Below are 15,060 nucleotides of genomic sequence, written 5' to 3'. Positions count from 1 at the left end.
TTTATTCAAATAATTGGGTAGTATATTGCTTCTCAGCTCCCGTGGCACAGCTGGATAGCGCGGCCCCCTCCTAAGGGGCAGGTCACAGGTTCAAATCCTGTCGGGAGCGCCATACTTTACAAGGGCTTAGTGAGTCGCATCACTAAGCCCTTTTCATATTCTGCGCGGCTCATATCAAAAGAGCGCCTCTGGTCAAGAGCTACACCATCAGCTCGCACTGCTATTTTTTTTCAACTGTCACTGGCGGTTTTTGGTCTGCAAATCCGAATATCTTCTAAGCTCATCTAAGGTAAGTTACGAAATTTATGCTGCGGACCCAAAGCATGGTATGAGGAGAAGATCATGAAACGTGCTTTATGGCTGACCTTAATGATATTGCTGACATCACCGGTTAACGCAGGTAACAGTGTCAATAGCGAGCTTAGTCACGCGGTGGGAGGGGCGGCAATGGCTGGCGCTCTGGTCTGGGCATCGGATACCTGGTGGTCAAAGCCGGATCGGGGCTGGGTGGGCTTTTCAGTCAGTACCGCTGTAGGGGCACTATCGCAATATTATGAATATCAGCAAGGTACGAATACCGGTAAAGAAGCCCTGCTCGATGCTGCTTCACATGCGCTAGGCACGGCCATCGGCGCTTATGTTACTGGCCGCTATTTTTTGATGCCTGTCGTGGCGCCTGAATCTGACGGCACTTATGTCGGCCTGCTCGTGAATGTACGTTATTAACCAGCCGCTCATGCTCGGATTAGGCCATACAGAAAAATCCCCTCAGGCACAAAGCATAAGGGGATTGGATTTCAAATCTGACTCTATTTTATCGCGAGTCTCTGCAACGCAGGCAGATAGGCGCCCTATCCCTTACTCATCTGGCCCCCATTGTGACAGCGAGATTTACAGCTCGATATCAGCCATCGGTGCTTTCTCAGGAATCGCTGCATCAGCATCCGGCGCTGGTGCATCACCTTGCGCCTGCTGAGGTTTGTGCAGACCAAGTACTTTACTGGTGTAGTTCAGCTCGTTCAGCGTCGCTTCAACATTACCATTCAGGTGCTGACCAAATGAAGGAATGATCTGCTTCAATTTATCGTTCCAGACACCGTCAACACGCTCGCTAAATACGGATTTCAGCACATTCAGCATGATAGGGGCTGCGGTAGACGCGCCTGGAGATGCCCCCAGCAGAGCCGCCAGGGTTTTATCCTGTGAAGCAACAACTTCAGTGCCAAATTGCAGACGACCGCCTTTCTCTTGGTCTTTCTTAATAATTTGCACACGTTGGCCCGCTGTCCACAGTTTCCAGTCTTCTTTTTTCGCGTTCGGATAGTACTTCTGCAGTTCGGCAAAACGGTCTTCATCATCCTGCAGTACCTGGCCAATCAGGTAAGTCACCAGATTAAAGTTATCCAGCCCCACATGTACCATCGGCATCAGGTTGTCCGCAGTAGTCGAACTCATAAGATCCCACAGTGAACCGTTTTTCAGGAACTTGGTTGAGAAGGTAGCGAACGGACCAAACAGGATCACTTCTTTACCATCAATACGACGCGCATCCAGGTGCGGCACCGACATCGGAGGCGCGCCCACTTCAGCCTGACCGTACACCTTGGCCAGATGCTGTTGCACGACTTGCTGGTTTTCCGTGATCAGGAACTGGCCACCAACCGGGAAACCACCATAGTTATCCGCTTCAGGAATACCCGATGCCTGCAGCAGCGGCAAAGACGCACCACCAGCACCAATGAAAACGAATTTAGCGTGGATCTGTTTTTCCTGCTCACCGTTGGCCAGATCAGCCACGGTCACTGTCCAGCTGCCGTCCGTATTCTGTTTCAGACCACGAACCTCCGTTTGCAGTTGCAGGTCAAAGTTAGGTTGCGATTGCAGCGATCTGACCAGTTGGCGAGTGATTTCACCGTAGTTTACATCCGTACCGAGTACTGAGCGGGTAGCCGCCACTTTCTGATTCGGATCGCGACCTTCCATAACTAAAGGTGCCCAGGCTTTGATCTGTGCCGGATCTTCTGAATAGTCCATACTCTGGAACAGCGTATTCTTCTGCAGTTCAGCGTAACGAGCGCGCAGGAAGTTAACGTTGGTATCACCCCAGACGAAACTCATGTGATTCACACTGCGGATAAAAGATGCCGGGTTATGCATCACTTGCTGCTCAACCTGGTATGCCCAGAACTGGCGACTGATCTGGAAATCTTCGTTCACCTTCACCGCTTTGGTGACATCGACGCTACCATCCTGCATTTGCGGCGTGTAGTTGAGTTCCATCAGTGCCGAGTGACCGGTACCTGCGTTGTTCCAACCATTCGAGCTTTCCTGGGCAACATTGTCCAGACGCTCAACCATGGTCATGTTCCACTCAGGCTCCAGCTCCTGCAGGTAGGTGCCCAGAGTCGCACTCATGATCCCGCCACCAATCAGCAGCACATCAACCGGTGAATCATTATCGTCAGCATACGCTGACGGAAAAGATGTCATGCTGGCAACAGCAAACAACATCATGACTAATTTTTTCATAAAGACACTGACCTTAAATATAAAATTAAGCAGCCGAGGAAAACCGCCTTTGCTCTAAAAAAGCACGGATAACCAATGGATATTAAGTAGGTAATCTGTCAACAACACATCAATAAATCATCATCGCAGTCATATGCCTTAAAACAATGACAAAAATAATTCATAGCGCAACACGACCAGATTTAAATTAACATTATTAAAAATAAGCAACGTTACATTTTGAATAAAAGCACGTTGTACAACTACTCAATAAAAATTAACCAACCATGACTTAGCAGCCATTAAAATAAGATTTCACTTATTTAATTTTGACTAAACACACTGTAAACCACAGTGTCCTTCCTTGGGGCACGCAAACTACCATAGCAAAAACGTGAAGTAAACATACAAAGCAACAACAAAAGCTTCACTATTTTTTTCTTTTTTAAATAATTCACTATATAGAACAACATTCTATATATTAGGTCACTTAAAACATCACAATATAAAAGGTTATTTACTAAAGAATAAACCACCAGACAAATTCAAAACAATAAATACAGGTGTTAGATAAATACTAAAATACCAGTACACATAGCCGAATTTTTCTGATTAATCGCTGGGTTTTCATTCTTTTTTCTGACTAGATTTAGCTTCTTTCAGGGGATGTATTTATATCCGTACCAATCATAAGCAGGAAGAAATAAACGGGACACGCCCCTTTACGCCCTCCAGCTTGGATTAAACTCCAGACGATGGATAGGTGGCTCTCAGCCATTGCGCGTTGCCAAGCAGAGCCTCAACAGACAACACATGGTTGGCTGAGCCATTACATAGATATGATGAATGGTTTTGTGATTTAGCGCTGCTACCGTTTCTCATTAATGAGAGTTCATTTAATTTCCTTCATCGATAGTAAAGCAAGTTTAGGACTTCTCCCTCTCCACTCACACCAAAAAATAAGCAACTACACTCTTATAAAATAATCTCTCCTGCCTAAATGATCCGCGGTAAAAATAACAACCCACGCCATTAACCCTGTCCGTTTAGTGGCTAATTTCCAGGCCAATTCGTTGTTTTTTATGCGGAGTCTTTTTTGCAAAGATGTGTGTCCAGTTCCATTTCTAAACTTGCGTGTCCCTTTTGTGGCGGGGGCCAGCTTCATTTCGCGCAAATCTGACATCGCCCTGATGAAGGGCGATCAGTTTCCCCTATTCTGTCGCTACTATTCTTGGGAATTTATTCTACTATTACTATTAACAATATTATCTATAGCATCGCGTATGACAAAGAGTAACCTGGAAACCAACACTGGTCACCGCTTTATCTCTAAAGCCAAGACGGCGTACAAGATTCACATTCACACCCCTGATGATAAAGTTTTGCATCGGTCGGTGGGCTACATCCGAATTGGTGAGAAAAAGGGATTAAAAAAAGCAATCAAGATGCGTAACGAGCTTGGACGAGAAATGTGGGGCCAGCACTGGCGACGTATCCTGAAAGACCCGTACCTGATGACCCGACTGCCACACAGTCTGGAGCCTAAAATCATATATAAACCGCGCCCGACTCAGGATAACCCGGACTGCCGTGATGCCTGTTACATCGCAGCCTGGCGTCACTATGATGAAAAAGGTCGCTGCACGTTCAAAAGCGTGGTCTGCTCTATTAATAAGCATGGCAAATTAGCCGCTTACACTAAAACTAAAAAGGCTCTGCTGGAAGCCCATAAAGACTGTCTCGATATACTGGTTTATATGGGCCGTTTAAACAGTATTGATCTCAAATAACCCGTTCGGATGATATTGTTACAACGAGGTTCAACTGAATACCCGTCAAGCGAAGACAATGAAAAAGCCCACCATTTTGGTGGGCTTTGTGCTAACAATCGCCGATTATTCTTGCACTTGGTAATCAAATGCCGGAATCACGATTTCTACGCGGCGGTTTTGCTCACGACCTTCTGCAGTCTTGTTCGAAGCAACCGGGTTGCTTTCCCCCTGACCTGTCGCTTTGATACGAGAAGCTGCAATGCCTTTTTCTTGCAATGCTGTCGCGACGGCCTGAGCACGTTTCTCAGACAGTTTCTGGTTGTAGGCTTCAGGACCGCTTGAGTCGGTGTGACCGGTCACTTCTACTTTTGCCTGTGGGTGTTCATTCATGAAGACCACCAGGTCATCCAGCTGAGCTTTTTTCTCAGCACTCAGCGATGCGCTGTCGTTAGCAAAGGTTTTGCTGTCCAGACGCTGGAACTCAAAAGTTTTAGTCACGATTTGTGGCTTAGGTGCTGGAGCTGGCTCTGCAACTGGTGCTGGTTTCACAGGTGCCATGACCGGTGCTGGCTCATCATTACCGCCAAAACGGTAAACCAGACCCAGAGTGGTTGTATGTGCTTTGGCACGTACAACGTCATTATTAATGTCACTCAGGTATTGATACTCAAGACGAACACCAAGATTGCTGGTTGCTGCATATTCCAGACCCGCAGCACCCAGGTATGAGTAGTCAGAAGAGTGGCCGTAGAATACACGCGCACCACCGACTTTACCGTACAGATCGAGAGAATCCGTCAGGCCGACACTCAGTTTAGGTGCAATTGTAAATGCTTCTGCAGTGTCACGATCAATGCCTGCACCGTTAAATTTACCCAGGTAATCGTAACCACCTTCCAGAGCCAACCAGTCATTGAAGTTGTAACCGACTAAAGCACCTGCCGTTGTACCATCCAAATCACAGGATTCAGTATTGTGACACGCATCATCAAGCCAGGTTTTACCGACTTTACCGCCAACATACACATCGGCCATAGCGGCCGTTGATGCGACTAACATTGACGCGGATACCATTGCTGCTAACTTTTTCATAACCATTCCTTACGGTTCATTATTGTGATTGTAAGACTCGCGACTTTAACGTCTGTGTGAACCTGTTCATTACCGACTTCCCGTTAAAAGCGGGCCTTCGCTATTAACTATAATGAATAGCATTGAAAAGTTGCATATGGATTTGGTTAAGTTTTGTTAGTTTTCTGCGAATTCTTAGATATAAACGCTTGCAAACCGAGAACTTATCTCAAATGCGGTACGAATGATAAGAGGAGAAAATAAAAAAACCGCAGCCATCAGCTGCGGTTTTGCATTGAGGTTGGATACTGACCGGGCTGATGTTGCATCAACCGGTGAGACATTATCCTTACTGGGCGTTCGCTTCGCGCTCTTCGATGTACGCCAGTGCCAGCTTGATACGAGCAATCACTCGCTCTTTACCAATCAGCGTCATCACAGCATCCACTGAAGGCGACTGGCCACCACCGGTCACGGCAACACGCAGTGGCATACCGATTTTACCCATGCCGATTTCCAGCTCTTCACATACAGCAGCAATCACCTGATGCAGCGCTTCACTACTCCACTCTGTCAGGGCTTCAATCTTGCTCAGCGCCAGTGCCAGAGGCTCTTTCGCGACACCACGCAGATGTTTCTTCGCTGCGCCTGCTTCAAATTCAGAAAAGTCTTCGAAGAAGTAACGCGACTGCTGTGCCAGTTCAACCAAAGTGTGGCAACGCTCACCCACCAGCTTAACAATGTCAGTCAGTGCCGGGCCATTGTCTTTGTTGATGCCCTGGTGATCAAAATGCCATTCCAGATGCTTAGCAACATGTTCAGGTGACGAGGTTTTGATGTAGTGGTTGTTCAGCCACAACAGTTTGTCAGTGTTAAACGCAGAGGCCGATTTAGAAATAGCATTCAGGCTGAACAGCTCAATCATCTCTTGCTGAGAGAAGATTTCCTGATCGCCATGACCCCAACCCAGGCGCACCAGGTAGTTGATCAGTGCTTCTGGCAGATAACCTTCGTCACGGTATTGCATTACAGAGACCGCGCCATGACGTTTAGACAGTTTGGCGCCGTCGTCGCCCAGGATCATTGCACAGTGAGCAAATGTCGGGATAGTCGCACCCATTGCTTTGTAGATGTTGATCTGACGAGGCGTGTTGTTGATATGGTCTTCACCACGGATGATGTGAGTAATGCCCATGTCTACGTCGTCAACAACAACACAGAAGTTGTACGTTGGCGAGCCGTCTGTACGACGAATGATCAGATCATCCAGCTGGTCGTTACGGATTTCGATACGGCCACGGATCTGGTCATCAAAGACCACACTGCCTTCTTTCGGGTTGCGGAAGCGGATAACACAAGGATCACCCTCTTTTGCCGCTTCGTTGACCGCTTTGATCTTCGGATGGTTCGCATCGTAACGAGCCATCTCTTTGTTCGCTTCCTGCTCAGCACGAATTTCGTCCAGCAGCTCTTTTGAAGCGTAACATTTGTAAGCTTTGTCTTCGGCAAGAAGCTGTTCAACCACTTCATTGTAACGGTCAAAGCGCTTCGTCTGGTAGTAAGGGCCTTCATCCCAATCCAGTCCAAGCCAGCTCATGCCTTCCAGAATGGCATCTACTGCTTCCTGAGTTGAACGCTCAAGGTCAGTATCTTCGATACGCAGTACAAATTCTCCGCCCTGACTTTTTGCATAAAGCCAAGAATACAGTGCGGTACGGGCACCACCTACGTGAAGAAAGCCAGTTGGGCTGGGAGCAAAACGAGTCTTAACCGTCATTATGATTTACCTTTGTCTGGAACTTCTGCTGAGAGTTCAGCATGCGCGAAATTTTGGCCAGTATTCTAGCACCCACAGCTCCCAGTCCACAACGTTGATTGGCATATTCAACTGCGCTTTAGCCCGGATGGACCTGAAAAGTTGCCCGTGACGAACAAAGCTTGACCTTGCCGCAAGGGGAAGGTTTATCCTGCTAATATTAAATATCGGAGGGGAAAACCATGAGTCATTTTACTTTAAGTTTATCGGGTTTAAATTGCATGGGCTGCGCACGTAAGCTTGAGCGCCGCATTAATGAAGATTTCAGCGCCGAGATTCAGACTCTCTCTCCGACCTTTATCGAACTCGATGTCGATGCATCGCTGGATCAAGTGCTTGATAGTGTCGAATCACTGGGCTATCAGGGCGCAGAGGCTCTCGAATTTGAGCTGCAAGGACTGAGCTGCGCGGGATGTGTCAACAAACTGACCAAACAGCTCGAACAGAGTAACCAGATTGCACGCCTGAAGGTAAGTAAAGACTCACTGTCACTCCGAACCACTTTACGCGCAGATGACATCATCGCCAAAGTGGCTGAGGCGGGTTACCAGGCACAACTGACTGGCACAGCGGCAAGCTCTGAGACAGCCGCAGAAGTCAAGACAGACGCAGTCTCTCACACCGCCTCCGCTCCTGACTCTGACCAAGACACGCTGACAACGGCTGCCCAGTCTCAGCGTGACTCTATTACACCATCAGCACAGTCAGACGACAGGCAGGTCAGTACGCACTTACTCATCAAAGGCATGACCTGCGCCAGCTGCGTTTCGTCGGTGGAAAAAGCGCTGACCTCCGTTAGCGGTGTCGACCGCGCGCAAGTTAATCTGGCAGAACAGAGCGCACTGGTCATCGCAACCCAGGACGTCACCGCGCAATTAGTTGCCGCTGTGCAAAAAGCCGGTTATCAGGCTGAATCCGTCGATGACCCGGCCGAACAGCAGCAAAAACAGCAGGCGCAACTTGAGCAGGTGAAAAAAGAGCACCAACGCAGTGCTCTGGCCGGCCTGATGGTCGGTGTGCCACTTATGGCCTGGGGCGTGCTGGGCGGCAATATGATGATCCGGTCCGGCAGCGATCAGATCGCCTGGGGTATCATCGGCTTACTATGCCTGGCGTTACTCGCCACTGCCGGACGCAGCTTTTTCAGCAGCGCCTGGCAAGCACTAAAACATGGCCGCGCGACGATGGATACTCTGGTTGCACTTGGCACCGGCGCTGCCTGGTTTTATTCCGTTCTGGTGGTCGTGTTTCCGGACTGGTTCCCGCCCGCTGCACGCCATGTCTACTTTGAGGCCACAGCAATGATCATTGGCCTGATTTCACTCGGTCATTACATCGAAACCAGTGCCAAAGCCCGGACGACCCAATCGTTACAAGCACTGATTAACCTGCAGCCACAACAAGCGACTCTGATTGAAGGCAACACCGAGCGCACGATCGCGGTTGCAGACATCAGCCAGAGTATGCAGTTGCGGATCAAACCCGGTGAAAAAGCTCCGGTGGACGGTAAAGTCCTCGAAGGCGATTCGTATATCGATGAGTCAATGCTAACCGGCGAACCGATCCCAGTGCACAAATCCGCCGGCGATAATGTTTCCGCCGGAACCATTAACCAGGACGGCAGCCTGATCATCACCGCAACCGGGACAGGCTCGCAAACCATGCTGGCCAGAATTATTCAGATGGTACGTCAGGCACAAAGCAGTAAACCGGCAATCGCGAAAATGGCTGACCAAATTTCCGCGGTATTTGTACCGACCGTGGTCGCCATCGCTCTGCTGGCTGCCGCCATCTGGTTCTGGGTCGGTCCTGAACCGCGCGCCAGTTACATGCTGGTGATCGCCACCACGGTTCTGATTATCGCCTGTCCTTGTGCCCTTGGCCTTGCCACCCCACTGTCAGTGACCGTCGGAGTCGGTAAAGCCGCGGAAATGGGCATACTGATCCGTGATGCCAACGTACTGCAAAGCGCCAGCAAGATAGACACCGTGGTGTTTGATAAAACCGGCACCCTGACCGAAGGTAAGCCTGTCGTACAACAAGTGGTCACCTTGCAGGGAGAAGAGTCGGTGATGCTCAGCCTGGCTGTTGCGCTGGAGCAACATTCAGAACATCCGCTGGCCAAAGCGATTATTGACTACGGCAAGCAGCATCAGGTTAAAGCGGCGGCCATTTCTCAATTTAATAATCTGCGAGGCCGCGGGCTGGAGGCGCAGTATCAAAATCAAAAAGTCCAGGTCGGGTCACTGGATCACTGCCAGCACAGCGGGATTAACCTCGACACAGCCCAGCAAACACTGCAGGAATTTGCCCGTCAGGCCTGGACCCCCGTCGCCATTGCCTGTCAAGGACAGTTACTTGGACTTATCGCTATTGCTGACCCGATTAAGCAAAGCGCGCAGCAAGCCATACGCGCCCTCAACGAGATGAAGATTCATACCGTGATGCTGACCGGTGACCATCAAAGCGTGGCAGATGCGATTGCCAGAGAGCTTGGTATCCATCAGGTGATTGCCCAGGTGCTGCCGGATCAGAAAGCGCAGCAAATAGAGCAGTTGCAAAGTGAAGGCCGCCGTGTTGCCATGATTGGTGACGGCATCAATGATGCACCGGCATTAGCACAGGCAGATATCGGTATCGCGATGGGCAGCGGCAGTGATGTGGCCATAGAAAGCGCTCAGATGACGTTGCTTAACTCCTCACCACTGGCTGTCGTCAGCGCTATCGAACTGTCCCGGGCCACCGTGAAGAACATGAAACAAAACTTACTGGGAGCCTTTATTTACAATACATTAGGTATCCCGATTGCGGCCGGCGTGCTCTACCCTACGTTCGGTTTTTTGCTCAGTCCGGTGGTCGCAGGCGCAGCGATGGCGCTGTCTTCAATCACTGTGGTCAGTAATGCCAACCGACTGCGCTTGGTGAAAACTCGTTTTCATTCCTGAATACAAGAGGCAACTATGAATAAATACTCACTCGGACTTGCACTGTTGTTTGCGTTTTCCGGCCAGGCGTTAGCCACCGATGTCATCAACCATAAGTCCCCTTACTGTGGCTGCTGCGGCGAATGGGGCAAACATATGCAAGAGCACGGTTTTAATGTTAAAGAACAGCAGCACAACAATATGAATGGCATTAAGCAGCAACTGGGGATCACTCCACAGTTAGCATCCTGCCATACGGCTGAAATCAATGGTTATGTGTTTGAAGGGCATATCCCGGCTGAAGATATCAAAGCGTTCCTTGCCAATCCGCCGAAAAATGCCAAGGGGCTGGCAGTACCCGGCATGCCTATGGGGTCTCCGGGCATGGAGTATGGCGATCAGAAAGATGCCTACGTGGTGTACGCCTTTAACGAACAAGGCCAGAGCTTCAAATACCGGCAATACCCCGCCAATCAGTAATGTTCAGCCTATCAGCCCTGCCTTGTGCAGGGCTTTACTTTATTGTGTATCCACATACTTTACGGGACAGGCACCATCACCTCGCTGAGTTTTGTGACCATTGGCCTGCCGCTGGTAAAGGCGAGTCTCCTCGTTAAGACAAGGATGTGTGTTCCGCGTAAAATAAAGGCGGTGTCCCGCTTAATAACAGTCATAACAAGTCGACCTTTACCTGCGGGTTCCGGTAAGGTAATTATATTCAAATACGCAAGGAATACGTTATGACAGGGATCTCCCGCATTATCGCCACATGCTGCCTGTTGGCCGCTTTCTCTCTTCAAGCCGAGCCTCTCTACTGGCAAGCCAGTAAAGGCGATCTTCAACTGACTATTTTCGGCTCGATTCACGTTGGCGAGCCGAAAATGTATCCCTTGCCGCAGCCTGTATACCAGGCTCTGCAGGACGCAGACGGCTTAATCGTTGAAGCCGATATTCGCGACAATCAACATATCCGCTACCCGAGCGGGCAACCGAGTGCTGAGCAAGTTTTATCGGATGAGCAGGTTTTTATGCTGGATAAGGTGGTTAAAGATCTGGGTCAAGACGGTAAAGTATTTCGCCAGCTTGCACCATGGAAAGCCGCTTTATCAATCCAGTTACTGCAACTGCAACAACTCGGCTTTCATCCGACGCAAGGCGTCGATGCCGTACTGATGGACAAAGCCATCAAAACCAATAAACCCATCGTGGCCCTGGAATCGGTCCAGTTTCAGGTTGATCTGCTCACCAAGCAACCCGATGCGGGTCAGGAGATGCTGACGGCCCTGCTTGACGACTGGGAAAAAAATCAGGCCATGACTGAATGCATGATCGACAGCTGGATTGCCGGCGACGCCGACAATCTAAATTCAATGGCACAGCTAACCGAGATGTCCCCTGAACTGGAACAAGCCATGGTGCAAAATCGCAATCGCGACTGGGCTGACAAGCTGGCCAGCGGTCAGTTGCTGCCCCAAAGTCAGGGTCAATATCTGATGGTAGTAGGAACCCTGCACCTGGTCGGCCAACACAGCCTGCTGAGTATGCTGCAACAACGCGGCTTTACCGTACACAAACGCAATCATTCCCAAGCGGCAGATTGTCAGTTTTATTAAGTGAGTGAAGGTCTAGGGTCTAGGGTCTAGGGTCTAGGGTCTAAAATTCAAACACACTAGAAACGAAAAAGCCCCGTCATTTCTGACGAGGCTTTAAATGTGGTCGGTGAAGAGGGATTCGAACCCCCGACCCTCTGGTCCCAAACCAGATGCGCTACCAAACTGCGCTATTCACCGGGAACGTTGTGTATAGTACGGATTCTGGTTTTTGGTGCAAGCCCTTGAGCAGACTTTTTTTGCATTTTTGCTTTGTTCGCTTAAAACTCAATCAAACACAAAAAAATGTGACTAAAAACACAGCAATATAAACATTGTCGCAACCTCTGCAACATCATTGATCCAGATCAGTGTCGTCTCCCCCAACAGATTTTACCTTAGTCCTGTCTTCGAACGCTTTGGAGGGAATACAGACTGACAGCTCAAGCTCCTATTGGGTAATGCAATTAGGAAAATTGTCTTGAAGCTCTGGGTCTGGTGCTGTTACCCAGCGATTCCTTCATTTGTCAAAGTCATGAACGACAAATCTCCTCACTAGATCGCTTAGCTGCTATTGCAAAATAGAATTTCGCTATGCACCGGAGTAGGTAACTTGTCTGCTCCGGTTTTTTATTATTAGTCGTTGATCACCCACACCATTCCGTTGGTATAATCCTGATATTCAATAATGATTTCGAGATGCGATTATGTCTCAGGATGATTTCGAACTGTTTCAGCAGATGATGGGAGACGTCAAACCCATCACACAAGACACCGCTGAACTGAAAAAGCACCACACCATCACCGAAGGTCAGCTGGCCAAGCGTGAAGCGGCCATGAGCCTGTCCGAAGACGACCCTGAGTATCTGTCGGTCGACTTCGCGCCGATGCTTAAACCAGACGATATCATTGAATTCAAACGTGACGGCGTCCAGGAAGGCGTTTTCCGCAAATTACGTCTGGGCAAATATCCGGTTCAGGCTCGCCTCGATCTGCATCGCAAAACGCTCAAACAAGCACGCGATGAAGTGGTCAACTTCCTCAGGCAGTGCATGCGCATGGATATCCGTACGGTACTGATCGTACATGGCCGCGGTGAAAAGTCTAATCCGCCAGCCATGATGAAAAGTTATGTTGCTAATTGGCTCAATCAGATTCAGGACGTGCAATGCGCTCACTCAGCGCAGCGTTTCCATGGCGGCAGTGGCGCGGTCTACGTCCTGCTGAAAAAGAGCGCCGATAAAAAAAGTGAGAATCGCGAACGCCATCAGAAACGACTTGGCTAATCACGCTGACTTGCTACAATGCGCGCCAACTGAGCGTCGCTGAAACGCGCGCTTTAACGCAGAGAACCTTTCCTCTGCCCCGCTTGCTGTGGCTAACGCTGTGCGAGCCCATTCCGTTGTGAAACGTCAGGAGAACTCATGTCGCAACCTATCGAAAAACGCCTCAACAAATTTATCAGTGAAACCGGCTTTTGCTCACGCCGTGAAGCAGACAAACTGATTGAACAGGGCCGCGTAACCATAAATGGCCAGTTGCCGGAAATGGGTACCAAAGTCACCGAAAACGATGACGTATGCATTGACGGTAAGCCTTTGCGCAGCAAAGAAAAACCGATTTATATTGCCCTTAACAAACCGACCGGTATCACTTGTACCACTGAGCGTGATATCCCAGGTAACATCGTGGATTTTATCGGTCACAAGAAACGTATTTTTCCGATTGGCCGCCTCGATAAACCCTCTGATGGTCTGATTTTTCTCACCAACGACGGTGATATCGTCAATAAAATTCTACGCGCCGGTAACAGTCATGAAAAAGAGTACGTGGTGCGGGTCGATAAACCAATCACACCTGAGTTCATCAAGCAGATGGCATCAGGGGTCAAGATCCTCGATACCGTGACTCTGCCATGTAAAGTCACTCAGGAAACCAAATTTTCGTTTCGTATCGTGTTGACTCAAGGACTTAACCGCCAAATTCGTCGTATGTGTGAAGCTCTGGGTTATGAAGTGTTCAAACTGCGCCGGGTACGCATCATGAATATTTCTCTGGATGGTATTCCGAACGGTAAATGGCGTTACCTAACCGATGCGGAGATTGCCGAGATTCTGGCTATGTGTGAAGGTTCGAGCAGTACGGAAGAAGCCTCACAAGTCGGCCATAATGGTCAGCGTATTCGTAAAGCGACGGATGCCAAGCTGTATGACAGCCGCGAAGAAAACCAGCATTCGAAAGCACGCCGTAACCCAAAAACGTTCCGCGGCCATAATGCCGATGAATACCGTCATGCACCGAACTCGAAAAAAGGCCAGCAGCGCCAGTCAGAGCGGTCGAACGGCAAGGCAGAACGCGACAACGCTAAGACTTACAGCGACAAAGCGCCTGCTGCACGTAAACCAAAAAGTTACGTTTCCAACACCTCTCATAAGCCTAATGTCACGCCACGCAAAGGTGGCACACTGAGCCTGAAAAAATAGTACCATCACGCCGAACACGATGATTTGCCAATAAAAAGGGAGCCACTGGCTCCCTTTTCAATTGATAACAAGCGCGTTAAAGCTTACTTAGTACCGAAGATCTTATCACCGGCATCACCCAGGCCTGGAACGATATAACCTTTATCATTAAGTTTCTTATCGATAGCCGCTGTGTACAACTCAACATCCGGGTGCGCTTTTTCCAGAGCTTCAACACCTTCAGGCGCAGCCACCAGCACCAGAACTTTAATCTGGTTACAGCCTTTCTCTTTCAGAAGATCGATGGTTGCAATCATAGAACCACCGGTCGCCAGCATAGGATCGACCACCAGAGCAATACGCTCTTCCATGTTCGAGGCCAGCTTATTGAAATAAGGTACCGGCTCAAGTGTCTCTTCATCACGGTAAATACCGACTACGCTGATGCGTGCGCTCGGCATGTGCTCCAGAACGCCATCCATCATGCCCAGACCAGCACGCAGAATCGGCACTACCGTTACTTTTTTACCTTTAATTTGCTCTACTTCAACCGGGCCGTTCCAGCCTTCAATGGTGACTGTTTCAGTTTCAAAGTCAGCGGTGGCCTCATAAGTCAGCAGGCTGCCAACTTCGGTTGCTAACTCACGAAAACGTTTAGTGCTGATATCACCTTCTCGCATCAGGCCAATTTTATGTTTCACTAGAGGGTGTTTCACTTCAACAACTTTCATTTCCATCTCCGGCATAATTTAATCAAACTTTCCGATTATACACTGAAATTCTCCTTATGTTGACGTTTGTCCGGGATTTTTAGCGCTGTCATGGCCCGATTCAGCGCGCTTATTCCGCCCTTTAGCCCTTGTGCCACATAACCTTTGCCCCACAAGCCTGCCTCATCCAGGATCCGGTTCGAGGCGG

At 49.2% G+C, this 15,060-nt stretch carries 11 protein-coding genes and 2 tRNA genes; 8 read left to right on the top strand and 5 right to left on the bottom strand.

Annotated features, from left to right (window positions below):
• Window positions 1–35 precede the first annotated feature (35 nt).
• Window positions 36–112, top strand: a tRNA-Arg gene (locus tag E6C74_RS00485).
• A 230-nt stretch (window positions 113–342) separates the two neighbouring features.
• On the top strand, window positions 343–726 hold the full coding sequence (locus E6C74_RS00480; protein WP_136482327.1) for a hypothetical protein: 384 nt from the start codon (window positions 343–345) through the stop codon (window positions 724–726).
• 165 nt (window positions 727–891) lie between these two features.
• Here E6C74_RS00480 and mqo read toward each other — a convergent pair whose 3' ends face one another.
• Window positions 892–2,529 carry a malate dehydrogenase (quinone) gene (mqo, locus tag E6C74_RS00475; protein ID WP_136482325.1) on the bottom strand — a complete coding sequence of 546 codons (1,638 nt, stop codon included), beginning with the start codon at window positions 2,527–2,529 and terminating at the stop codon, window positions 892–894.
• Between the two features lie 1,262 nt (window positions 2,530–3,791).
• Between mqo and E6C74_RS00470 the strand changes: the two genes are divergently transcribed.
• A complete protein-coding gene (locus tag E6C74_RS00470; protein ID WP_136482323.1) occupies window positions 3,792–4,298 on the top strand; it encodes a Fe3+-citrate ABC transporter substrate-binding protein in 507 nt (168 codons plus the stop codon).
• Between the two features lie 105 nt (window positions 4,299–4,403).
• On the opposite strand, the gene E6C74_RS00465 is transcribed toward E6C74_RS00470, so the two are convergent.
• Both E6C74_RS00465 and gltX read right to left on the bottom strand, forming a co-directional pair.
• Window positions 4,404–5,372, bottom strand: a complete 969-nt coding sequence (locus E6C74_RS00465) for an OmpA family protein (protein WP_136482321.1) — start codon at window positions 5,370–5,372, stop codon at window positions 4,404–4,406.
• Between the two features lie 328 nt (window positions 5,373–5,700).
• Window positions 5,701–7,128 (bottom strand): glutamate--tRNA ligase, encoded by a 1,428-nt coding sequence (gene gltX, locus E6C74_RS00460; RefSeq protein ID WP_136482319.1) that lies wholly within the window; start codon window positions 7,126–7,128, stop codon window positions 5,701–5,703.
• A 221-nt stretch (window positions 7,129–7,349) separates the two neighbouring features.
• Between gltX and E6C74_RS00455 the strand changes: the two genes are divergently transcribed.
• The 3 genes from E6C74_RS00455 (at window position 7,350) to E6C74_RS00445 (ending at window position 11,704) form a co-directional block, all read left to right on the top strand.
• Window positions 7,350–10,112, top strand: coding sequence for a copper-translocating P-type ATPase (locus tag E6C74_RS00455; RefSeq protein WP_136482317.1), 2,763 nt, complete (start codon window positions 7,350–7,352; stop codon window positions 10,110–10,112).
• A gap of 15 nt (window positions 10,113–10,127) precedes the next feature.
• Window positions 10,128–10,571 carry a DUF411 domain-containing protein gene (locus E6C74_RS00450; protein ID WP_136482315.1) on the top strand — a complete coding sequence of 148 codons (444 nt, stop codon included), beginning with the start codon at window positions 10,128–10,130 and terminating at the stop codon, window positions 10,569–10,571.
• 260 nt (window positions 10,572–10,831) lie between these two features.
• Window positions 10,832–11,704 (top strand): TraB/GumN family protein, encoded by an 873-nt coding sequence (locus E6C74_RS00445; RefSeq protein ID WP_136482313.1) that lies wholly within the window; start codon window positions 10,832–10,834, stop codon window positions 11,702–11,704.
• 100 nt (window positions 11,705–11,804) lie between these two features.
• Here E6C74_RS00445 and E6C74_RS00440 read toward each other — a convergent pair.
• Window positions 11,805–11,881 (bottom strand) — tRNA-Pro (locus E6C74_RS00440).
• A 506-nt stretch (window positions 11,882–12,387) separates the two neighbouring features.
• Here E6C74_RS00440 and smrA point away from each other — a divergent pair.
• Together smrA and rluF are read left to right on the top strand one after the other, a co-directional pair.
• Window positions 12,388–12,966: a DNA endonuclease SmrA gene (gene smrA / locus E6C74_RS00435; protein ID WP_136482311.1), complete on the top strand. Its 579-nt coding sequence runs from the start codon at window positions 12,388–12,390 to the stop codon at window positions 12,964–12,966.
• 138 nt (window positions 12,967–13,104) lie between these two features.
• Window positions 13,105–14,163: a 23S rRNA pseudouridine(2604) synthase RluF gene (rluF, locus tag E6C74_RS00430; RefSeq protein ID WP_136482309.1), complete on the top strand. Its 1,059-nt coding sequence runs from the start codon at window positions 13,105–13,107 to the stop codon at window positions 14,161–14,163.
• A gap of 83 nt (window positions 14,164–14,246) precedes the next feature.
• Here the strand turns inward: rluF and upp are convergent, their stop codons facing one another.
• The gene (upp, locus tag E6C74_RS00425) at window positions 14,247–14,873 is read right to left on the bottom strand and encodes a uracil phosphoribosyltransferase (protein WP_136482307.1); all 627 of its coding nucleotides are present in this window, start codon (window positions 14,871–14,873) and stop codon (window positions 14,247–14,249) included.
• Window positions 14,874–15,060: the final 187 nt, after the last annotated feature.

This window comes from Vibrio sp. H11 (assembly GCF_004804295.1).
Classification (GTDB): domain Bacteria; phylum Pseudomonadota; class Gammaproteobacteria; order Enterobacterales; family Vibrionaceae; genus Vibrio; species Vibrio ostreae.
Note: the sequence above shows the minus strand (reverse complement) of the source record. Positions and strands in the feature narration are given on the sequence as shown.